General features: G+C 68.2%; 16 protein-coding genes and 1 pseudogene. 8 read left to right on the plus strand and 9 right to left on the minus strand.

The window, feature by feature from the left end; genetic code table 11:
- Nucleotides 1-111: 111 nt before the first annotated feature.
- On the plus strand, nt 112-1,437 hold the full coding sequence (locus CLG85_RS09230) for a cytochrome-c peroxidase (protein ID WP_260348756.1): 1,326 nt from the start codon (nt 112-114) through the stop codon (nt 1,435-1,437).
- 4 nt (nt 1,438-1,441) lie between these two features.
- On the opposite strand, the pseudogene CLG85_RS27715 reads toward CLG85_RS09230, so the two are convergent.
- Together CLG85_RS27715 and CLG85_RS09240 are read right to left on the minus strand one after the other, a co-directional pair.
- A pseudogene (locus tag CLG85_RS27715) lies at nt 1,442-2,939 on the minus strand (CRTAC1 family protein).
- On the minus strand, nt 2,936-4,192 hold the full coding sequence (locus tag CLG85_RS09240) for an ROK family protein (RefSeq protein ID WP_224845711.1): 1,257 nt from the start codon (nt 4,190-4,192) through the stop codon (nt 2,936-2,938). Before CLG85_RS09240 ends, CLG85_RS27715 begins: the two are co-directional and overlap by 4 nt.
- 226 nt (nt 4,193-4,418) lie before the next feature.
- Between CLG85_RS09240 and xylF the strand changes: the two genes are divergently transcribed.
- From xylF to CLG85_RS09270, 6 genes are all read left to right on the plus strand, one after another.
- On the plus strand, nt 4,419-5,438 hold the full coding sequence (gene xylF / locus CLG85_RS09245; protein ID WP_260348757.1) for a D-xylose ABC transporter substrate-binding protein: 1,020 nt from the start codon (nt 4,419-4,421) through the stop codon (nt 5,436-5,438).
- A gap of 97 nt (nt 5,439-5,535) precedes the next feature.
- Complete coding sequence (locus CLG85_RS09250) at nt 5,536-6,828, plus strand: sugar ABC transporter permease (RefSeq protein ID WP_260348758.1); 1,293 nt, start codon at nt 5,536-5,538, stop codon at nt 6,826-6,828.
- Nucleotides 6,828-7,583: an ATP-binding cassette domain-containing protein gene (locus CLG85_RS09255; protein WP_095882933.1), complete on the plus strand. Its 756-nt coding sequence runs from the start codon at nt 6,828-6,830 to the stop codon at nt 7,581-7,583. Before CLG85_RS09250 ends, CLG85_RS09255 begins: the two co-directional genes overlap by 1 nt.
- Before the next feature lie 41 nt (nt 7,584-7,624).
- On the plus strand, nt 7,625-8,923 hold the full coding sequence (gene xylA, locus CLG85_RS09260) for a xylose isomerase (protein ID WP_260348759.1): 1,299 nt from the start codon (nt 7,625-7,627) through the stop codon (nt 8,921-8,923).
- 653 nt (nt 8,924-9,576) lie between these two features.
- The gene (locus CLG85_RS09265) at nt 9,577-9,813 is read left to right on the plus strand and encodes a hypothetical protein (RefSeq protein WP_260348760.1); all 237 of its coding nucleotides are present in this window, start codon (nt 9,577-9,579) and stop codon (nt 9,811-9,813) included.
- Between the two features lie 165 nt (nt 9,814-9,978).
- Nucleotides 9,979-11,448 (plus strand): NarK family nitrate/nitrite MFS transporter, encoded by a 1,470-nt coding sequence (locus tag CLG85_RS09270; RefSeq protein WP_095883353.1) that lies wholly within the window; start codon nt 9,979-9,981, stop codon nt 11,446-11,448.
- Nucleotides 11,449-11,476: 28 nt separating this feature from the next.
- On the opposite strand, the gene CLG85_RS09275 is transcribed toward CLG85_RS09270, so the two are convergent.
- The 6 genes from CLG85_RS09275 to CLG85_RS09300 all read right to left on the minus strand — a co-directional run bounded on the left by CLG85_RS09275 (nt 11,477) and on the right by CLG85_RS09300 (nt 18,121).
- Complete coding sequence (locus CLG85_RS09275) at nt 11,477-12,370, minus strand: 2-hydroxyacid dehydrogenase (protein WP_260348761.1); 894 nt, start codon at nt 12,368-12,370, stop codon at nt 11,477-11,479.
- Nucleotides 12,367-12,603 carry a hypothetical protein gene (locus CLG85_RS09280; RefSeq protein WP_260348762.1) on the minus strand — a complete coding sequence of 79 codons (237 nt, stop codon included), beginning with the start codon at nt 12,601-12,603 and terminating at the stop codon, nt 12,367-12,369. Before CLG85_RS09280 ends, CLG85_RS09275 begins: the two co-directional genes overlap by 4 nt.
- Before the next feature lie 58 nt (nt 12,604-12,661).
- Nucleotides 12,662-13,618 carry an ABC transporter ATP-binding protein gene (locus CLG85_RS09285; RefSeq protein ID WP_260348763.1) on the minus strand — a complete coding sequence of 319 codons (957 nt, stop codon included), beginning with the start codon at nt 13,616-13,618 and terminating at the stop codon, nt 12,662-12,664.
- The gene (locus CLG85_RS09290) at nt 13,615-15,498 is read right to left on the minus strand and encodes a dipeptide/oligopeptide/nickel ABC transporter permease/ATP-binding protein (RefSeq protein ID WP_095884009.1); all 1,884 of its coding nucleotides are present in this window, start codon (nt 15,496-15,498) and stop codon (nt 13,615-13,617) included. Before CLG85_RS09290 ends, CLG85_RS09285 begins: the two co-directional genes overlap by 4 nt.
- The gene (locus CLG85_RS09295; RefSeq protein WP_095884008.1) at nt 15,495-16,442 is read right to left on the minus strand and encodes an ABC transporter permease; all 948 of its coding nucleotides are present in this window, start codon (nt 16,440-16,442) and stop codon (nt 15,495-15,497) included. Before CLG85_RS09295 ends, CLG85_RS09290 begins: the two co-directional genes overlap by 4 nt.
- Nucleotides 16,443-16,543: 101 nt before the next feature.
- On the minus strand, nt 16,544-18,121 hold the full coding sequence (locus CLG85_RS09300) for an ABC transporter substrate-binding protein (protein WP_095884007.1): 1,578 nt from the start codon (nt 18,119-18,121) through the stop codon (nt 16,544-16,546).
- Between the two features lie 103 nt (nt 18,122-18,224).
- Between CLG85_RS09300 and CLG85_RS09305 the strand changes: the two genes are divergently transcribed.
- Nucleotides 18,225-18,908 carry a DUF1028 domain-containing protein gene (locus tag CLG85_RS09305; protein ID WP_095884006.1) on the plus strand — a complete coding sequence of 228 codons (684 nt, stop codon included), beginning with the start codon at nt 18,225-18,227 and terminating at the stop codon, nt 18,906-18,908.
- A gap of 2 nt (nt 18,909-18,910) precedes the next feature.
- On the opposite strand, the gene CLG85_RS09310 is transcribed toward CLG85_RS09305, so the two are convergent.
- Nucleotides 18,911-19,669: a FadR/GntR family transcriptional regulator gene (locus CLG85_RS09310; protein ID WP_176476705.1), complete on the minus strand. Its 759-nt coding sequence runs from the start codon at nt 19,667-19,669 to the stop codon at nt 18,911-18,913.
- Nucleotides 19,670-19,685: the final 16 nt, after the last annotated feature.

The raw sequence follows: 19,685 nt of genomic DNA on the forward strand, positions 1-19,685 counted from the left end.
TATCCCGGGGGAGTCCGCGCCAGCGGACGGGGGCAGCGCCCCCAAACCCGCCGCTTGCCGCATGCACCGCCCGCGTGTCATCAATATCCCACCGAGGGGGAGGAGAAGACGATGCGCAGGATGGGCATGGCCCTGGCGGGGCTGACCGTGCTGGCGGGCGCCGCCACGGCGGAGACGCGCCTGCCGCGCGCCGTGGGCGATGCGGATTTCGTGGAGACCGGCGCCGAAGAAGTCGCGCTGGGGCGGTTGCTCTTCTACGACCGCCTTCTCTCTGGCAACCGCAACATTGCCTGCGCCACCTGTCACCACCCGCGGTTTGCCACTTCGGACGGGCTGAGCCTCGGGCTCGGCGAGGGCGCCGTCGGCCTCGGGCCCGACCGCCACGTCACCACCGAAGACACCCCCGAGCAGCGCATCCCGCGCAACGCCACGGCGCTTTTCAACCTTGGGGCACATGAATTCACCACGCTCTTCCACGATGGCCGGATCGAGGCCGACCCGTCCCGTCCCGCCGGCATCCGCACGCCGATGGCCGAGGACATGGAGCAAGGCTTCTCGGGGGTGCTCTCGGCCCAGACCATGTTTCCGGTGCTCTCGCCCGACGAGATGGCCGGGCACTATTCCGAGAGCGACGTCTCCAAGGCGGTGCGCTCAGGGCGGATCACCGGCGACGGCGGCGCCTGGGACATCATCTCGCGGCGGGTTGCGGCGATCCCCGGCTATGCCGCGCGCTTCGAGGCGGTCTATCCGCATGTGACGCAGGGCGCGCCGATCCATTTCACCGACATCTCCAATGCCATCGCCGCCTTTGTCGCCTTTGAGTGGCGCTCCGACGACAGTCCCTTCGACGCGGCGCTTCGTGGCGAGATGCCGCTGAACGGCGCGGCGGCCGAGGGTGCCGCGCTCTTCTTCGGCGAGGCGGGCTGCGCAGCGTGTCACTCCGGCCCCTTCCTCACCGACCACGATTTCCACGCCATGGGCGCGCCGCAGCTCGGGCCGGGCAAGGCCGAGCGCTTCGAGCATCACGCGCGCGACGACGGGCGGATGCGGGTGACCGGCCGCGAGGAGGACCGTTTCGCCTTCCGCACGCCCTCGTTGCGCAATGTGGCGAAGACCGGGCCATGGGGCCACGCTGGCGGACATGACGACCTGGCGACTTTCGTCGCCGACCATTCGGCGCGCGCCGAGGGGCTGGGGCACTACGCACGGCATGTCGTCCTCCCAGAGCTGCCGGAGACGAAGCCCGACTGGGCGGTGCTGGACGACCCTCTCGAGGTTCAGGCACTGGTCGCCGCCGCCGGGCCGGGCACGGTGCTGACCGAAGACGAGATCGCGGCGCTCATGGCCTTTCTCGAGACATTGACCGATCCGGTTGCGCTCTCGGGACGCCTCGGCGTGCCGGAGACAGTCCCCTCGGGCCTGCCAGTGGACCGTTGAGCCCCTAGGGCCGCTCGACCCGCATCACCTCGCCGGGGCGCGCGGCCTGCCAGTCGCCCGCCACGCCATCCGGCCAGATCACTCGCAGTTCGGCCTCCGTCTCCGCGCCGAGACCGAAGTGCAGCGGCAGGGCGCTGCCCCCTGCGTGGCCGCCGCCGATCGTGACTTCCTGCGCCTGGACGCCGGAGGCAGAGCGCAGTTCGACCCAGGCGCCAACCGCATGGCGGTTCACCCCCGACTGTGCCGGACCAACCCCGACCCAGCCCCCCGCCGCTTCGGTCACGTTGCGCCAGAGCTCCATCGGGGCGCGGCGGTTCACCACCACCAGATCGAGCAGCCCGTCGCTGTTCAGATCGGCCAGCGCCGCGCCGCGGGCGCGGTGCATGGTGGCGATGCCTGCCTCGAGCCCGGCCTCGGCGAAATGCCCGTCCGCCCCCTGCATGAGCAGCGAATTGGGATCGGCCATTGCCATGCCGGGCATCTGGTCGACGTTGCCCTTGGAGATGAAGAGATCGGCCCGTCCGTCGTTGTCGACGTCGCCGAATTCCGCGTGCCAGCCGGTCGAGGGCCTCCCGTCGCCCCCCCGTATAGGGCCGGTGCGCGGTCGTGCCCTGCGCGTAGGGCGCATCCTCGAACCCCTGCCCGCGGTTGAACTGCAGGAGTTGGTCGCCCATCGAGGTCATCATCACCTCGGGCAGCCCGTCACCGGTGAGATCGCGCGAGGCGATCCCCATGCCCCAGAGCGAGACCTTGGCCCAATCGGTGCGCTCCTCCAGCGGAGAGAGGCGGAACATCTGCTCGTAGCCGCCCTTCACGTAGTAGTGCCGGTCGTTCGACAGGCGCAGCTCGGGCGTGCCGCTGCGCCGCCAGTCCGAGATCAGCGCCGAGAGGGTGCACCAGCCGGGTTCGATGGTCTCAACCGCGCCGAAGCCGGTGTCGCCGGGGCGGATCAGCTCGCTGCTGTCGCAGGCCTCGAAGGGGCCATCGGGGTCGAAACGGTCGACGTAATTTCCGACAAAGACCGTGGGCCAATCCTGCCCGGCCTCCCAGGTGGCGGCGAAAGCGGTGGACCAGGCGTCGCGCTGCGGAAGCTGCCACGCCTCGGAGGCATCCTCGAAGCGGCACTCGCCGAGCCCGCGCAGCACGACATTCGGTCCGACCCGCAGCACGAAGAGATCGAGCTGCCCGTCGCTGTCGACGTCCAGAGGGTAGGCGCCGGTGACGCCGGTCAGCTCTGGCAGTTCGCCGGGCTCGAAGCGTAGCTCCCCGCCAGTCTCGGATCTGTTGACGAAAAGCGCCGCGGGCGCGGTGCCCCCGGCGGCAAAAAGCTCTGGCAGGTCGTCGCCGTTGCAGTCGAAGGCGGCCAGCCCGCCGCCGACAAAATGCTCCCAGCCGCCGGAATAGAGGTGCGCGACCGGCAGGCCCGCGCTGTCGTCGAAAAAGACCGGCCCCGCCGTGCCCACCGACGGCACCAGCGCCAGAAGAGCTGCCGCCCGCCTCATTGCGCTGCCATCTCGCGGCCCGCGCCGAGCATCTGCTCGGTCAGCGTCTCAAGTGCCAGCGCCGCCGCGCCGCGTGCCCAGACCATGTCGCCCCAGGCGTGGATCTCGACCTTCGGCGCCCCGCGGCCGGTTTCGATCATCATCGTCTTCATCTCGGTCAGCGTGCCCTCGGCATAGAGGTAATCGTAGCGCATCCGTTCGCCCGACAGGATAATGAGCTGCGGATCAAAGAGGTTGGTGACATTGGCCAGCGCCAACGACAGGTAGCGCCCGGCGCGGCGGAAGATCGAATGCGCCGCCGGGTTGCCGGCCTTGGCCTGGCTGAAGAGGCTTTCCAGAAGCGCCCGCACCGAGCGGGTTTCAAGGTCCGGCAGGTTCAGCGCCGTGCGCGCCTCGCGGACCAGCGCGTAGTCGGCGACATAGGCCTCGAGACAGCCGCGCTGTCCGCAGCGGCAGAGCGCCCCGTCGAGATGCACCTTCATGTGGCCCAGTTCCATCCCCATGCCATGGGCGCCGCGATAGAGCCGGTGGTTCATGACGAACCCCATGCCGACGCCATGCTCGATGGTGACCACGGCAAAGTTCGACATGGTCCGCCCCGCCCCGAACCAGAGTTCGGCGAGGGTCACGAGGTTGGCGTCATTGTCGATATGCACCGGCAGGCCAAGCCGCTGCGAGAGCGCCGGGCTGAGGTCGGTATCGCGCAGATCGAGGATCGGCGACCAGCGCACCAGCCCGGTCTCGGCATCGACGAAGCCCGGCACCCCGAGCCCGAGCCCGCGCAGCGACCCCGCCTCGACCCCGGCCGCACCGCAGACCTCGCGCATGAGCGCCTCGGTCACCTCGCCGACCGCCTGCACCGACAGCTGCCCCGGGGTGCGCGGCATGGAGGCGGTGGCGATCACCCGGCCCGAGAGGTCGGCAAGAACCGCGGTATGATGGATGTCCGAGAGTTTCATCCCCATGACGTGATGCACGCCGGGCCGGACCTGCAGCGCCACTGCGGGGCGCCCGCGCCCGCTGTCCCCGACCCGCGCCGCCTGTACTTCCTCGAGGAAGCCGGTCTCGATCAACTCGGAGGTGATCGTGGTGACCGAGGCGGGGCTGACCCGAAGGTCCTTGGCCACCTGCACCCGCGGCACCCGCCCGAGCGCGCGCACATGCTCGAAAACCTGCTGGCGCAGCGGGCGCAGCGCCGAGTCCGGGGACTGGAGGAGGGGGCCGCAGCCGATGATTTCCGCCTCGTCGTTCATGTCGCTGGGACGCCCCGAATTCATTTATTCCAAAAACAAATTTCAGCCTGAAATCCACACCCAGGCCACATGAAGGGCACAAGGTCAGGAGTTATGGCCGAAATTTGCCCTATCCAGCAATATGCGCGGCCAAATTTAATTTGACAACTGAATTTAAGAGGCTCAGGCTGACCTAGCGTCGAGGGAGAACGACGCACGCCCCACCGGGGCACCTAGGGAGGAAAACATGTATAAGACCTTGCTGGCCTCTGCGGCCATCACACTCGGGCTTGCCGTAACGGCATCCGCCCAGACCGTTGGCGTGTCCTGGTCAAACTTCCAGGAGGAGCGCTGGAAGACCGACGAGGCCGCGATCAAGTCGGCTCTGGAAGCCGCGGGCGCGAGCTATGTCTCGGCCGACGCGCAATCCTCGTCCTCGAAGCAGCTGTCGGACGTCGAGTCGCTGATGGCGCAGGGGGTGGACGCGCTGATCATCCTCGCGCAGGACACCCAGGCCATCATCCCCGCGGTCGAGGCCGCCGCCAACGAGGGCGTGCCGGTGATCGCCTATGACCGCCTGATCGAGGACAGCCGCGCCTTCTACCTGACCTTCGACAACGTCGAGGTCGGCCGGATGCAGGCCCGCGCGGTGCTCGATGCGGCGCCCGAGGGCAACTACGTGATGATCAAGGGCTCGCCCACCGATCCCAACGCCGATTTCCTGCGCGGCGGCCAGCAAGAGGTGCTGCAGGAGGCCATCGACAGCGGCAAGATCACCATCGTCGGCGAGGCCTATACAGACGGCTGGCTGCCCGCCAACGCGCAGCGCAACATGGAACAGATCCTGACCGCCAACGACAACAAGGTCGACGCGGTGGTCGCCTCGAACGATGGCACCGCCGGCGGCGCCGTGGCGGCGCTGACCGCGCAGGGGCTCGACGGCATCCCGGTCTCAGGCCAGGACGGCGACCACGCCGCGCTGAACCGCGTGGCCCGCGGCACCCAGACCGTCTCGGTGTGGAAGGACGCGCGCGAGCTGGGCAAGGCGGCGGGCGAGATCGCCGTGCAGCTGGCCGGCGACACCATGGCCAGCGACATCGAGGGCGCGGCGGAATGGACCTCCCCGGCAGGCACCACGCTCTGGGCCAAGTTCCTCGAGCCGGTGCCGATCACCAAGGACAACCTCGAGACCGTGGTCGACGCGGGCTGGATCAGCAAGGACGCGCTGTGCCAGGGCGTCTCGGGCGGCCCCGCCCCCTGCAACTGATCGCGGCGCACGGCCGAAAGACACGCTCCCCGCCGCCTGATCACAGGTGCGGCGGGGCGCTCCACGCAACGCATCTCTTCAATCCCCCGAGGTCACCATGGCAGAGGCGAACGCCTCCGGCGCAGGGGCCGGCCGCAGGAACATCTTCAAGACCCTGGAATTCGACACCCGCCTGCTTGGCATGGTCGGCGCGTTCATCCTGGTCTGCATCGTGTTCAACGTCCTAACGGACGGCCGCTTCCTCACCCCGCGCAATATCTTCAACTTGACGATCCAGACGGTCAGCGTGGCGATCATGGCCACGGGCATGGTCTTCGTCATCGTCACCCGCAACATTGACCTCAGCGTCGGCGCGCTGCTCGCCACCTGCTCGGCGATGATGGCGATCACCCAGACAAAGCTGCTGCCCGGCCTCGGGCTGGACTACGGCAACCCGGTGATCGCGCCGCTGGCGATCATTGTCGGGCTGCTCACCGGAGGGATCATCGGCGCTTTCCAGGGCTGGATCGTCGGCTATCTGACCGTGCCCGCCTTCATCGTCACGCTCGGCGGGCTGCTGGTCTGGCGCAACGTCGCCTGGTACCTCACCAGCGGACAGACCATCGGCCCACTCGACGACACCTTCCAGACCCTCGGCGGCATCGGCGGCACGCTCGGCGTCACCGGCAGCTGGATCTTCGGCGTGCTTGCCACGCTGGTCGCCTGGGCCGCCATCGCGCAGGCCCGCAAGGCGCGGATCAACCACGAGTTCCCGGTCAAGCCGGTCTGGGCCGAAGGCGTGCTCATGGCGCTCTCGGCGGCGGCGATCCTCGGCTTCGTGGCCATCCTCAATGCCTATGAGGTGCCGACCCGGGTGCTGCGGCGCTCCTTCGAGGCGCGCGGCGAGACCATGCCCGAAGGGTTCAGCGCGGGCTACGGCATCCCCTACTCGGTGCTGCTGCTGATCGCCGTGGCGGTGGTGATGACCATGGTCGCCCGCCGCACGCGGCTCGGCCGCTACATCTTCGCCACCGGCGGCAACCCCGAGGCGGCGGAGCTTTCCGGCATCAACACCCGCCTGCTGACGGTCAAGGTCTTCGCGGTGATGGGCGTGCTCTGCGCGCTCGCCGGCATGGTCGCCTCGGCCCGCCTGTCGTTCCACTCCAACGACATCGGCACGCTCGACGAGCTGCGCGTTATCGCCGCGGCGGTGATCGGCGGCACCGCGCTGGCGGGCGGCATCGGCACGATCTATGGCGCCATCCTCGGCGCGCTGATCATGCAGTCGCTGCAATCGGGCATGGCAATGGTCGGCGTTGATGCGCCGTTCCAGAACATCGTCGTCGGCATCGTGCTGGTGTTCGCCGTGCTGATCGACATCCTCTACCGCAAGCGCACGGGAGACGCGTGATGGCTGACAGAACCGGACCTCCGCTGGTCGAGATGCGCGACGTCTCGGTCTCTTTCGGCGGCATCAAGGCGGTCGATCACGTCACCGTCGATCTCTACCCCGGCGAGGTGGTCGGCCTGCTCGGCCACAACGGCGCGGGCAAGTCGACGCTGATCAAGTGCCTGTCGGGCGCTTACCGGATGGACAGCGGCGAGATCCTGATCGACGGGCAAAAGGCCGAGATCCACAACCCGCGCGACGCCCGCCGCTACAACATCGAGACGATCTACCAGACGCTGGCGCTGGCGGACAATCTTGACGCCGCCTCGAACCTCTTCCTCGGGCGCGAGCTGGTGACCCCCACTGGACTGGTGGACGACGCGCAGATGGAGGCCGAGACGCGCAAGATCATGGCCCGGCTCAACCCCAACTTCCGCAAGTTCCAGGACCCGGTGAAGGCGCTTTCGGGCGGGCAGCGGCAATCGGTGGCCATCGCCCGCGCGGTCTATTTCAACGCCCGCATCCTGATCATGGACGAGCCCACCGCCGCGCTCGGCCCGCAGGAGACGCAGATGGTCGCCGAGTTGATCGAGCAACTCAAGGCGCAGGGCCTCGGCATCTTCCTTATCGAGCACGACATCCACAATGTGATGAAGCTCTGCGACCGCGCCTCGGTGATGAAGAACGGCCAACTCGTCGGCACGGTCAACGTCGACGAGGTCACCGACGAGGACATCCTCGGGATGATCATCCTCGGAAAGCATCCGCACCGCTGAACCGCATTTCCAAGGGCACCCCTTCTCACTGCGAGGCACTCATGACGAGCTTCTTCGGAGACATCCCGAAACTCACCTACCAGCCGGAAGGGGGCAGCGAGTTTGCCTTCCGCCACTACAACCCCGACGAGATCGTTATGGGCAAGAGGCTGGAGGATCATCTGCGGTTTGCCATCGCCTATTGGCACAGCTTTGCCTGGGAGGGCGGCGATCCTTTCGGCGGGCGCACCTTCGACCGGCCGTGGTTCGGCTCTGAGATGGAGAGGGCCAAGATGAAGGCCGACGTGGCCTTCGAGATGTTCGACCTGCTGGACGTGCCCTTCTTCTGCTTCCACGACGCCGACGTGCGCCCCGAGGGCGCGGATTTCGCCGAGACCACGCGCAACCTCGAGGAAATCACCGACTACTTCACCCAGAAGATGGAGGGCTCGAAGACCCGCCTGCTCTGGGGCACGGCGAACCTCTTCACCCACCGCCGCTTCATGGCCGGTGCGGCCACGAACCCCGACCCCGAGGTCTTTGCCTGGTCCGCCGCGACGGTGAAGACCTGCATGGACGCCACCCACAAGCTCGGCGGCGAGAACTACGTGCTCTGGGGCGGACGCGAGGGCTACGAGACGCTGCTCAACACCGACCTCAAGCGCGAGGCCGAGCAGGCCGGGGCCTTCCTGTCGATGGTCGTCGACTACAAGCACAAGATCGGCTTCGAGGGCACGATCCTCATAGAGCCGAAGCCGCAGGAGCCCTCGAAGCACCAGTACGACTTCGACGTCGCCACGGTCTACGGCTTCCTCAAGCGCTTCGGGCTCGAGAACGAGGTGAAGCTGAACATAGAGCAGGGCCATGCGATCCTTGCCGGGCACAGCTTCGAGCACGAGCTGGCGCTGGCGGCCTCGCTGGGCCTCTTGGGCTCGATCGACATGAACCGCAACGACTATCAGTCGGGCTGGGACACCGACCAGTTCCCCGACAGCGTGCCCGAGGTGGCGCGGGCCTATTACGAGGTGCTCAAGGCGGGCGGTTTCACCACAGGCGGCACCAATTTCGATGCCAAGCTGCGGCGGCAATCGCTCGATCCGGAGGACCTGATCCTCGGCCACGCAGGGGCGATGGACGTTTGCGCGCGTGGGCTGAAGGCAGCGGCGGCGCTGCTCGAGGACGGCACTCTCGAGGCGCTGCGTACCGAGCGCTACGCCGATTGGGAGACCCCCGAGAACAAGGCCCTGCTGACCTCGGACCTCGCCAGCATCGAGGCGCGGGTGCGGGATCGGGCGATCAACCCCGAGCCGCGCTCGGGGCGGCAGGAGCGGCTCGAGAACCTCTGGAACCGCTACGTGTGAGCTTTCGGGCCGGTGCTCCTGCGTGCCAGGCGCTTCGGCGCCTGACGGCGCCATACTTCCGCCGAACTGCCCTGCGAACTTCCGACTTGCGTTCGGCCTCGGGTTGCATGCCACTCTGAGGACGACACTTTTTCGCTTTCGGAGGTCACCCCGATGTTCAGGTTCCCCCGCCTCGCCCCGCTGCTGATCGCCCTCGCCGCGCCACTTTCGGCGCAGGTTCCGGCGGTCGATCTCGACGCCGCCGCGCGCAGCCCCGCCTTCCGCTGGCCGGTGCGTCCGGGCTGGCCCAGCCGTCCGGATCTTCCGAACCGTCCCGGCTGGCCCGGTGGTCCCGGCTGGGGAGGTGACTGGGCGCCGGGCTGGGGCGGCTACGGCGGGCTGGGCGTCTCCATCGACCTCGGCACCCGCGTGCCCGGCGCCGACGGCTCGGTGCGCGAGCCGGTGATGACCCTCGAGCGCGACAGCCCCGCCCGCACCAAGCGGATCCGCAATTCGCCCGCGCCCCGGCGGGCAGCGCGCCGCAAAGCGCCTCTCCCCGCCTCAGCCAGCCACCCATCGTCGAGCGCGCCCCCGCCACCGCGGCCCCCGCCCTGCCCGGGCAGGCGCAGCAGGGTATCGGCGAGCTCAACGGCGGCGGCACGGCGCTGGGACAGGTGCTCAGCTCGGACGGCGAGAATTACGTGCTGCTGCTCACCCTGCCCGAGAGCCGCATCACCTGCCTCGGCCAGCTCGACGGGCCACCCGCGCTCTTCCCGAGCATGGGTTCGGCGCTGGCCTGCACCGACGGCGCTCAGGGCAACGCGCTCTTTGCCACTCCCGAGGAGGGCAGCGGCAGCAGCGCCAGCTTCACCCTCGACGGCGGGCGCGGCGGCTACCTGGTCTTTCCCTGACCCGCGCTCCCCACGCCCAAGCCAGCCCCGACGCGGCGGTCATTCCTTGGGCACTTGCCGCTTTGGTCCGCGGATTTCCGGGGATTTCCGTGGCCGCATCGCCCACCTCCGTTGCAAGCCCTCGGCCCGGCGCAGAGTGAGGGCACAGCAGCAGCCAGAGCCGTCATGTCCCGCCAGAAATTCGACCTCCTCTCCTTCACCGGCAAGATGCGCATCCTCCACCTGACGTGGATCGCCTTCTTCCTGACCTTCGTCGTCTGGTTCAACCTCGCGCCGATGCTGCAGGCACTCCGCAACAGCCTCGGGCTCGACCAGGCTCAGGTGACGACACTCCTCGTGCTCAATGTCGCGCTGACCATTCCCGCGCGGATCGTGATCGGCGCGCTGACCGACCTCTGGGGGCCGCGGCGGGTCTACTCGGGGCTGCTCATCGTCTCAGCGCTCCCCTGCTTCGCCTTTGCCATGGCCGACAGCTTTACCCAGCTCGCGCTGGCGCGCTTGGCCATCGGCTTCATCGGCGCGGGCTTCGTCATCGGCATTCGCATGATCTCGGAGTGGTTCCCCACAGAAGAGCTGGGCACGGCCCAGGGCATCTACGGCGGCTGGGGCAACTTCGGCTCGGCGGCGGCGGCCTTCACCCTGCCCGGCGTCGCGCTCTGGATCGGCGGCGAGGACAGCTGGCGATGGGCGATCGGGCTGACCGGCGCGCTGGCCCTGATCTACGGGGTCGTCTACCGCGCTGCGGTGCGCGACGTGCCAGAGGGCAGAACCTACTTCCGGCCAAGGACTGCCACCGCGATGCAGGTCACCTCGAAGACGGACCTGCTCCTCCTGCTGGCGATGAAGCTGCCGCTCTGCATCGCGCTCGGCGCCCTGGCCTGGCGGCTGCGCGAGGTGGAACTCCTTTCGAGCGCGGTGCTGCAGGCGGTCTGCTCCGGCCTGCTGCTGCTCTTTCTGTGCGACACGATGCTGACCCTGCGCGCCAACCGCCTGGTCCTGACCGGCGAGGTCCCCGCCCTCGAGCGCTACAGCTTCCGACAGGTGGCGATCCTAAGTACCCTCTACTTCGCCACCTTCGGCTCGGAGCTGGCGGTGGTCTCCATGCTGCCCCTGTTCTTTGCCGAGACCTTCGGCCTCTCGCCGGTGTCGGCGGGCGTGCTGGCCTCGGCCTATGCGGTCATGAACCTCATGTCGCGGCCCGGCGGCGGCTGGCTCTCGGACCGCTTCGGCCGCCGCCCGACACTGCTGATCCTCACCGCCGGGCTGGCGGCGGGCTATGCCGCCATGGGCCTCATCGGGGCCGACTGGCCGATCTGGGGGGCGGTGGCGGTCGCCATGGCCTGCTCGGTCTTCGTACAGGCGGGCGAAGGCGCGGTCTTTGCCGTGGTGCCACTGATCAGGCGCTCGCTCACCGGGCAGATCGCCGGGATGGCCGGGGCCTACGGCAATGTCGGCGCGGTGGTCTACCTTCTCGTCTACACACTGGTCGACACCGCGACCTTCTTCTTCGTCATCGCGAGCACCGCGGTGCTTGGCTTTGTCGCGCTGCTTTTCCTCGAGGAGCCCAGCGGCGAGATTTCCGAGGTGGCCGCGGACGGCACGGTCACCCGGATCCGAGTGGGGCTCCGGGCCTGAGCCTGCGACTGGCCTTCGGGCAGCAGAATCAGAGCGACGAGAGCCTTTCACGGATCGACTGCACGACGAAGCGCGGCTCGGGGATCGAGGCGACATGCGGGGTGATCAGCACCCTCGGATGCGTCCAGAGCGGGTGCTCGCGCGGCAGGGGCTCGGTCTCGAAGACATCCATCGAGGCGCCCGAGAGATGCCCCGCATCGAGCAGCGCCAGAAGATCCTCCTCGACCACCTGCCCGCCACGCCCGATCTGCACCAGCGCCGCGCCCTGCGGCAGTTTCGACAGGAGAGCCGCGTCGATCATCCCTTGCGTCGCACCGGTCAGCGGCAGCACGTTGACCAGGATGTCGGTGCGGGCGAGGAAGGCCTCCAGCCCGTCTCCATGGAAATGCTCCACCCCCGGCTCCGCCGGCTCGGGCGCCCGGCGCGCGTAGCCTGCGACCGGATAGCCCAGTCCCACCAGCGCCTTGGCGATGGCCCGCCCCATGTGACCAAAGCCCAGCACGCCGACCCGGCGATGCTCCGCAGAGAAGCCGGACGCGGCGCGCGACCATTCCGCGTGCGCCTGCTGCGCAACGTAGCGTCCGATGTCGCGGTGATGCCAGACCACGTGGAACGTGGCGAAGGCCGCCATCTGCAGCGCCTGGTCCGCATCCTCGACCCGGAAGACCGGCACATGCGCCGGGCGCGACGGGCAGGCCATGATCGCGTCGGTCCCGGCCCCGGCGGAGAAGATCGCCTTCAGGTTGCTCATCCCCTCGAAGAGATCGTCGGGCGGCCGGAAGGTGAAGGCGAAGGTCACCTCGGATTTGTCGGCCACATCCTCGGGGCGCAGGACGGTGAGCTCCGGGGCGTGTTCGCCGAACACCGGGGGATAGAGCCGCCAGAGATCGACGCCGCTCGTCGTCGCGATGACGCCCTTCATGCCACGCCTGCCTTTGCCCCGCGGGTGCCCGGCCCTGCCTGCAGCTGCCGCTTGCGGTCCCCTCGGGACCTTGGGAAGATGTCGTGCATGGCTCGGGTCTCCATCAGCTTGCCTGCCCTCGGCGCGCCGATCGGGTCTTGGGACTGCGACGCCCCGCGGGCGACGGGGATCGGCGGCCCGGAACGCTTGCGCAGATCGGGAAAAAGGTCCAGCGCCCGGCTACTGATCGGCATGATCGGCTCATGACGCGGCGCTTCGGCAACGGTTGACCTGGCGGCACGGACCGGAGGCTCAGCTCAGAGGGTGGAAGCAGGCGACCTGCGTCGCCCCGCCCGTCGCCGAGAGCCGCGGCACCTCGGCCCGGCAGCGGTCCGTCGCCCGCGGGCAGCGCGCGGCAAAGGCGCAGCCGGGTGGCGGATTCAGCGGATCGGGCAGCTCTGTCCCCTCCTGCTCGGGCGCCCGCAGCGGGCGCCCCACCACCGGCGCGCTGTCGGCGAGCAGCTTGGTGTAGGGGTGGCGCGGCGCGCGGAACACCTCCACGGCCGGGCCGAGTTCGACCACCGAGCCGAAATAGAGCACCGCGATCCGGTCGCTCACCGCCTCGACCACCGCCAGATCGTGCGAGATGAACAGATAGGTCAGCCCGAACTCGGCCTTGAGGTCCGCGAGCAGGTTCAGCACCTGCGCCTGCACAGAGACATCCAGCGCCGAGACCGGCTCGTCGAGAATGAGGGTGCTCGCCTGCGCCGCCAGCGCACGCGCGATGCCGATGCGCTGCGCCTGCCCGCCCGAGAACTCGTGCGGGTAGCGCTCGAGGAATTCCTCGCGCAGGTTCACGCTGGCGAAAATCTCGGAAATGCGCCGGTTGCGGTCGGCCCGGCCCATGCCGTGCAGGCGCTTCAGCGGCGCCTCCATGATCTGCCGAATGGTCTTGCGCGGGTTGAGCGAGGAGATCGGATCCTGAAAGACGTACTGGATGCGCTTGCCGAAGAGGGCCGGGTTGGCGTTGTCGAGCGCCGCGCCGTCGATCTCGATGCTCCCCGTCGTGGGCGCAATCAGGCCCACCAGAAGGCGTGCCAGCGTGGACTTGCCGCAGCCGCTCTCACCGACGATGCCCAGCGTCTCGCCCCGCGGTACCTCGAGCGTGATCGGATGCACCGCATGGACATGTCCCACCGGTCCGCCGAAGAGCCGCCGCCCCACGGCGAAGGATTTCGACAAGTCGGTCAGCTTCAACGCGACGCTCATTCTGCGGCCTCCTGCAGCGGCGCTTCGGGATGGATACACCGCACCGCGCGCATCCCGGCGCGGTGCAGGTCGATCTCGGTGGCCCGGCAGTCGGGCCGCGCCCGGGTGCACCGCTCGGCAAAGGCGCAGCCCTGCGGCAGGCGGTCCACCACTGGCGGCAGCCCGGGGATCGCTTCGAGCCGCCTTTTCCCCGTGCCGAGCTCTGGCACGCAGGCCATGAGCCGCGCCGTATAGGGATGCAGCGGCGTGTCGAGGATCGCCTTGGTCGGCCCCTCTTCGACGATGCGCCCGGCATACATCACAGCCACCCGATCGCAGAGCTGCGCCACCACGCCGAAGTCATGGGTGATGAAGACGATAGCCAGCCCGCGTTCGCGCCGCAGGTCGTCGAGCAGCGCGAGGATCTGCGCCTGCACCGTGACGTCGAGCGCGGTGGTCGGCTCGTCGGCAATGATCACGTCGGGCTCGTTGGCAAGCGCAATGGCGATGCCGATGCGCTGGCGCATGCCGCCCGAGAGCTCGTGCGGGTAGTCGCTCAGGCGCTTTTCGGGGTTCGGGATACGCACCGACTTCAGCAGCTCCAGCGCCCGGGCCCGGCCGTCCTTCTGCCCGATGGGCCGGTGGGCGCGGATCGCCTCGATGAGCTGGTCGCCGACGCGGTAGAGCGGGTGCAGCGTCGCCAGCGGGTCCTGGAAGATATAGGCCACGTTGCGCCCGCGCATGTCGCGCAGACGGCCGTAGGACGCGCCGATCAGGTCCTCGCCCTCGTAGCGCACCGCGCCGCCGGCGATCACCCCGGGCGGCGAGGCCACCAGCCCCATGACGCTGAGTGCGGTGACCGACTTGCCCGAGCCGCTCTCGCCGATGAGGCCAAGGCATTCACCGGGCTTCACATGCAGCGACACGCCGCCCACCGCGCGGTAAACCCGGTCCTTGACGTGGAACTGGGTCTGCAGCTCCTGCACCTCGAGCAGCCCCTGCCCCGCGCTTTCCGGCACCGGGCCTTTGCGGTCCACCCGGGTCGCCGCCATTGGCCGCGACAGCGCGCCGGACTTCAGCCGCGGGTCGAGGGCGTCGCGCACCCCGTCGCCGAGCAGGTTGATCGACATGACGATGATCAGGATAATCAGCCCCGGCACCACCGAGGTGTGCGGGTTGGTGATCAGCGCCGAGCGCGCCTCGCCCAGCATCGAGCCCAGATCCGCCTGCGGCGGCTGCGAGCCGAGGCCTAGGAAGCTGAGCCCCGCCGTCTCGAGGATCATCCAGCCGATGGTCGTGGACATGGCGATGACGATCACCGGGATCACGTTGGGCAGGATCTCCGACAGGATGATGCGGGTGTTTGACAGGCCCGAAAGCCGCGCGGCATCGATAAACTCGCGATGCGCGAGGCCGACCGTGATGCCGCGGATATTGCGCGCGAAGAAGGGCATGTTGACCGCCGCCACGGCGATCAGCGCATTGAGCAGCCCCGGCCCCAGCGCCGCGACGATGGCCAGCGCCAGCAGGATGTAGGGAAAGGCCATGAGCATATCGACGCCGCGCATGATCAGGTTGTCGGTGCGCCCGCCGTAGAACCCCGAGATGATGCCCACCGCCGCGCCGATGCTGGCCGCCGCGATGGCCGCGGCGAAGCCCACCGCCAGCGACAGCCGCGTGCCCCAGAGCAGCCGCGACAGCAGGTCCCGGCCAAGATGATCGGTGCCCAGCAGCGCGCCCTCGGAAAACGGCCGTTGGAAGCGCGCGCCGGTGTTGGTGACGTCGGGATCGGCCAGCGGCAGAAGCGGGGTGACCAGCGCAAGCAGCACCACCAGCGCCATCACGACGCCCCCGGCCAGTGCCAGCCGGTTGCGGGCGAGGAGTTTGAGAAAGCCGCTCATGTCTTGATCCTCGGGTCGAGCAGGCTCTGCGCCACGTCCACCGCGATGTTGAAGAGCACGTAGCATGCGGCGACCAGCACCACTCCGCCCTGCACCAGCAGGATGTCGCGCTTGAGGATCGCATCGACCAGCATCCGCCCCACCCCGGGCCACTGGAAGACGATCTCGATATAGACCGCGCCCGACAGCACGAAGCCCGCTTGGATGCCCAGCACGGGGATGATGGAGACCATGGCCGCCTTCAGCGCGTGGCGCCAGATCACCCCGCGCTCGTGCACCCCCTTGGCCCGCGCGGTGCGGATGAAATCCTGCCGCAGCACCTCGAGCATGGCCGAGCGCGACAGCCGCGCGATGACCCCGGTTGCCACCACGGCGAGAGCAATGGCGGGCAGAGTCAGGTGCTGGATCAGCGCACAGAGGTCGCGGTCACCATAGATCGGCCACATGCCCGAGACTGGGAACCACCTCAGCTTCACCGCGAAGATCAGGATCATCATCATGCCGAGGAAGAACGACGGGATGGAGATCCCCAGCAGCACCGCGAAGGTGATGCTCTTGTCGGCCCAGCCGTACTGGTTCGCCGCCGAGATCACCCCCGCCACGATGCCGAAGATGGAACAGAGAACAAAGGCCGTGCCCGCCAGAACCAGCGTCGCCCCGAAGCGCTCCACCACCTCGTCGAGCACCGGCCGGTTGAGCGAGAAGGAGGTACCGAAATCCCCGCCCAGCATATTGCCGAGCCAGATGAAATACTGCTGCACCAGCGGCTTGTCGAGCCCGAGGTCGCGGTTAAGCTTCTCGACGTTTTCCGGCGTCGCATAGGATCCGAGGATCGCAGTCGCCGGATCGCCGGGGATCAGCGCCATGATCGCGAAGACGATCACGGTGATCCCCAGCAGCACCGGGATGGCCGAGAGCAGTCGCTTGAGGATGTACCCCGTCATGGCAGCTCCATGGGTTCGGACCGGGGCACCCGGCCCCGTTCATCTGGCACAGTGTGCAGCGGAGGCGCCCGGCGGCCGGGGCGCCCCCGACCGCCAGTGGATCAGTTCTTCACCACCTCGTCGAGGAGCAGGAAGAACGACGGCTGCAGCGAGAAGTTCTCGACCCGCTCCGAGGTCGCCGCGTTCTGCTTCCAGTTCGCCACGAAGACCCAGGGCGCATCCTCCTGCACGATGGTCTGCATCTGCTTGTAGAGCTCGGCGCGCTCGTCCTGATTAGTGGCGACGCGCGCGGCTTCCAGCAGCTCATCGACCTCGGCGTTGGAATAATAGCCCGAGTTGAAGCCGCCCTTGTCGGGCCAGGCATCGCTGCGCAGCGCAAGGAAGGGCAGCGTGTCGGGATCGTTGGTCATCCACGCCATCTCGGCCATGTCCGCCTTGCCCTCGAGCCCCGGGTTCACCTCGCCGAGGAAGGTGTTCCACTCGTAGGTTTCGATCTTGGTGTCGAAGCCCACGGCATTGAGGTCGGCCTGGATGGCGGTGCCCATGGCGATAGGATCGAGCATCCCCGAGCCGCCCTCGGTGACGTAGAAGGTCAGCTCCGCCCCCTCGGCCCCGGCCTCGGCGAGCAGTTCCTTGGCCTTCTCGGGGTCATAGGGATAGGGCTCGAGGTCGTCGTTATAGGCCCAGGCAAAGGCGGGCGGCGTCGGCCCGGCGGCGACCTCGGCGGTGCCCTCGAGCACGTCGTTCACCAGCGCCTCCTTGTTGACCGCGTAGTTCGCGGCCTGCCGCACGCGCTTGTCGGAGAACGGCCCTTCCTTGGCGTTGAGGATCAGGAACCAGACGTGCGGGCCGGCCTGCTCGTGAACGGTATAGGTCTCGCCCTGGAACTCGCTCAGCGCCACGGGCGGCACCTCGACCATCAGGTCGATCCCGCCCGCCAGCATCTCGGCTGTGCGGGTGTTGGCGTCGGTGATGGGGCGGAAGACCACCGCCTGCAGCTCCGGCGCGCCGTCCCAGTAGTCGGGGTTGGCCTCTATCACCACCGCCTCGTTGGCGCGCCATTCGGCGAACTTGAACGGCCCGGTGCCTGCGGGATTGCGTCCGTAGTCCGCGCCGTATTGCTCGACCGCGGCGGGCGAGACCAGCAGGCCGGTCGGATAGGCGAGGTTCGACAGGAAGGGCGCGTAGGGTTCCGAGAGGGTAAACTTGACGGTCAGAGCATCAACGGCCTCGACGCTCTCCACCGAGGAGAAGAAGAAGGCCAGCGGGAAGGGACCGGTGTCGTGGAACGGATGGCCCTCATCGAGCATCCGGTCGAAGTTGAACTTCACCGCCTCGGCGTTGAACGGCGCACCGTCGTGGAATGAGACGCCTTCGCGCAGGGTGAAGGTATACTCGGTACCATCCTCGGAAATCGTCCAGTCCGTTGCCAGCGCCGGCTCGACCTCCAGCGTGCCATCCTTGTAGCGCACGAGACCGTCGTAGACGTTCATCAGGATGCGGAAATCGTTCACCGCGGTCACCGCGGCGGGGTCGAGCGATTTCGGCTCGGCGATCTGCCCGACGATGAGAACCCCCGGCGGGGTCTGCGCCTGCGCGGCCGTCAGCGTGCCGAACGTCAATGTGAGCGCGGTGCCCGCGGCCAGCAGGCCCCGGCGGGTGAAGGACGTTATGGACATTTCGTGACCTCCCAGCTGGTCAGGATGAATTATTTATCATGATAAATTGCATCAGGCCAAATTTTCATGATAAATTCAAGCCTGCAGCAGACAGGTTCGGTGAATGACGATTTCCATCCTCGCCTACGACGAAAAATCGGGCAGCTACGGCGGTGCGGCCACGACCGGCAGCCTCTGCGTCGGCGGCTGGGTGCTGCGGGGCGATGCCGAGGCGGGGCTGAGCGCGTCGCAGGGCTCACTGCCCTCGACAATGTGGGGCACAGCGGTGCTCGATCTGATGCGGCAGGGCGTGGCGGCGGAGGAGGCGGTGGCGCAGATCACGGCGCCTGACACCGGCAAGGCACAGCGGCAGCTTTCGGCGCTCGACCTGCAGGGGCGCACGGCGAACCATACCGGGGTCGAGAGTATCCCCGCCGCCGGTTTCAGGCAGGCGAAGCACGTGATCGTCTCGGGCAACCTGCTGTCGTCGGAGGCGGTGCTCGATGCCTGCCTCGAGGGTTTCCTCGCCTCCGGGGCGCCTCTCGAGGAGCGGCTGTTGGAGAGCCTCGACCGCGCCGCGGCGACGGGCGGCGACAGCCGGGGCCTGCTCTCCGCCGCGCTCTTGGTGGTGAGCCGCCACGCCGCGCCGCTGACCCTGCGCATCGACCATTCGGAAACGCCACTGCAGGACCTGCGCGCGCTCCATGGCCATGCCACCGGCGGCGCCTATGCGGACTGGGCCGCGACGGTTCCGACGCTGGACGCACCCTTCCTTGGCGCGCCCTTCCCCAAGATCGTCAGCCGGTAGCCCTATTCGGCGATGAAGCGTTTCATCACGACCGCTTCCTGGTCCTCCATCATCCGCCGCGCCATCAGCATGTGATCGCGCATGATCCCGCGTGCCGCCTCGGCATCGCCTGCGCGCAAGGCTGCGATGAGCTTCAACTGATACGCGCGCCCACGTTTCCAGAGTTCCTCGTTGGGTTGGGAGTAGAGCTTCTTGTAGACGGTCAGGTCGGTGAGGATCCGCGCCATGAAACCGATGAAGAAGCTCAGCAGCGCGTTGTCGGAGAATTCCGCAAGACAGGCGTGGAAGCGCAGCGAGGCGATATGCTGTGCGCGCTCCTCCTCGGCATCGGCGGCGGGATGGGCATAGTCCGCCATGATCGCCTCGAGCCGCGCCAGTTGCTCGGCGTCCAGCTTGCCCGCGAGCGCGGCGGCGACCTCGGGTTCGAGCGCCACGCGCAGCTGGTAGATGTCGTCGATCGAGACATTGCGGAAGTAGAAGTAATTGGCCAGCAGCGCGCGTGCCCGGTCAGTGCTGACCTCGCCGACGAAACTGCCGCCGCCGGGGCCGGTCTTGGTGACCACCAACCCCTGTGCCTGCAGCAGCCGCATGGCCTCGCGGATGGTGCCCTTGGACATGCCGAAATGCGCGATCATCTCGGCTTCGCCGGGGAGCCGGTCGCCGGGCATCAGACCCTTTTCGACCACCCAGTCCTTGATCGCTTCGGCCACCCGCACCGGGCGGGAGCGGCGGGTGGTCCTGCCTCTTTCTACGTCGCTCATGGCCCCGTCTTTCGCG

This window comes from Alloyangia mangrovi (assembly GCF_002300555.2).
Taxonomy (GTDB): Bacteria; Pseudomonadota; Alphaproteobacteria; order Rhodobacterales; family Rhodobacteraceae; genus Salipiger; species Salipiger mangrovi.

Excerpts from the sequence above, each read along its gene's own strand:
- CLG85_RS09275 (WP_260348761.1), bottom strand. The coding sequence starts at position 12,370 with ATGAAGGGCGTCATCGCGACGACGAGCGGCGTCGATCTCTGGCGGCTC.
- CLG85_RS09300 (WP_095884007.1), bottom strand. The coding sequence starts at position 18,121 with ATGTCCATAACGTCCTTCACCCGCCGGGGCCTGCTGGCCGCGGGCACC.
- xylA (WP_260348759.1), top strand. The coding sequence starts at position 7,625 with ATGACGAGCTTCTTCGGAGACATCCCGAAACTCACCTACCAGCCGGAA.
- CLG85_RS09270 (WP_095883353.1), top strand. The coding sequence starts at position 9,979 with ATGTCCCGCCAGAAATTCGACCTCCTCTCCTTCACCGGCAAGATGCGC.
- CLG85_RS09295 (WP_095884008.1), bottom strand. The coding sequence starts at position 16,442 with ATGACGGGGTACATCCTCAAGCGACTGCTCTCGGCCATCCCGGTGCTG.
- CLG85_RS09280 (WP_260348762.1), bottom strand. The coding sequence starts at position 12,603 with ATGCCGATCAGTAGCCGGGCGCTGGACCTTTTTCCCGATCTGCGCAAG.
- CLG85_RS09305 (WP_095884006.1), top strand. The coding sequence starts at position 18,225 with ATGACGATTTCCATCCTCGCCTACGACGAAAAATCGGGCAGCTACGGC.
- CLG85_RS09255 (WP_095882933.1), top strand. The coding sequence starts at position 6,828 with ATGGCTGACAGAACCGGACCTCCGCTGGTCGAGATGCGCGACGTCTCG.
- xylF (WP_260348757.1), top strand. The coding sequence starts at position 4,419 with ATGTATAAGACCTTGCTGGCCTCTGCGGCCATCACACTCGGGCTTGCC.
- CLG85_RS09290 (WP_095884009.1), bottom strand. The coding sequence starts at position 15,498 with ATGAGCGGCTTTCTCAAACTCCTCGCCCGCAACCGGCTGGCACTGGCC.
- CLG85_RS09240 (WP_224845711.1), bottom strand. The coding sequence starts at position 4,192 with ATGAACGACGAGGCGGAAATCATCGGCTGCGGCCCCCTCCTCCAGTCC.
- CLG85_RS09230 (WP_260348756.1), top strand. The coding sequence starts at position 112 with ATGCGCAGGATGGGCATGGCCCTGGCGGGGCTGACCGTGCTGGCGGGC.
- CLG85_RS09310 (WP_176476705.1), bottom strand. The coding sequence starts at position 19,669 with ATGAGCGACGTAGAAAGAGGCAGGACCACCCGCCGCTCCCGCCCGGTG.
- CLG85_RS09285 (WP_260348763.1), bottom strand. The coding sequence starts at position 13,618 with ATGAGCGTCGCGTTGAAGCTGACCGACTTGTCGAAATCCTTCGCCGTG.
- CLG85_RS09250 (WP_260348758.1), top strand. The coding sequence starts at position 5,536 with ATGGCAGAGGCGAACGCCTCCGGCGCAGGGGCCGGCCGCAGGAACATC.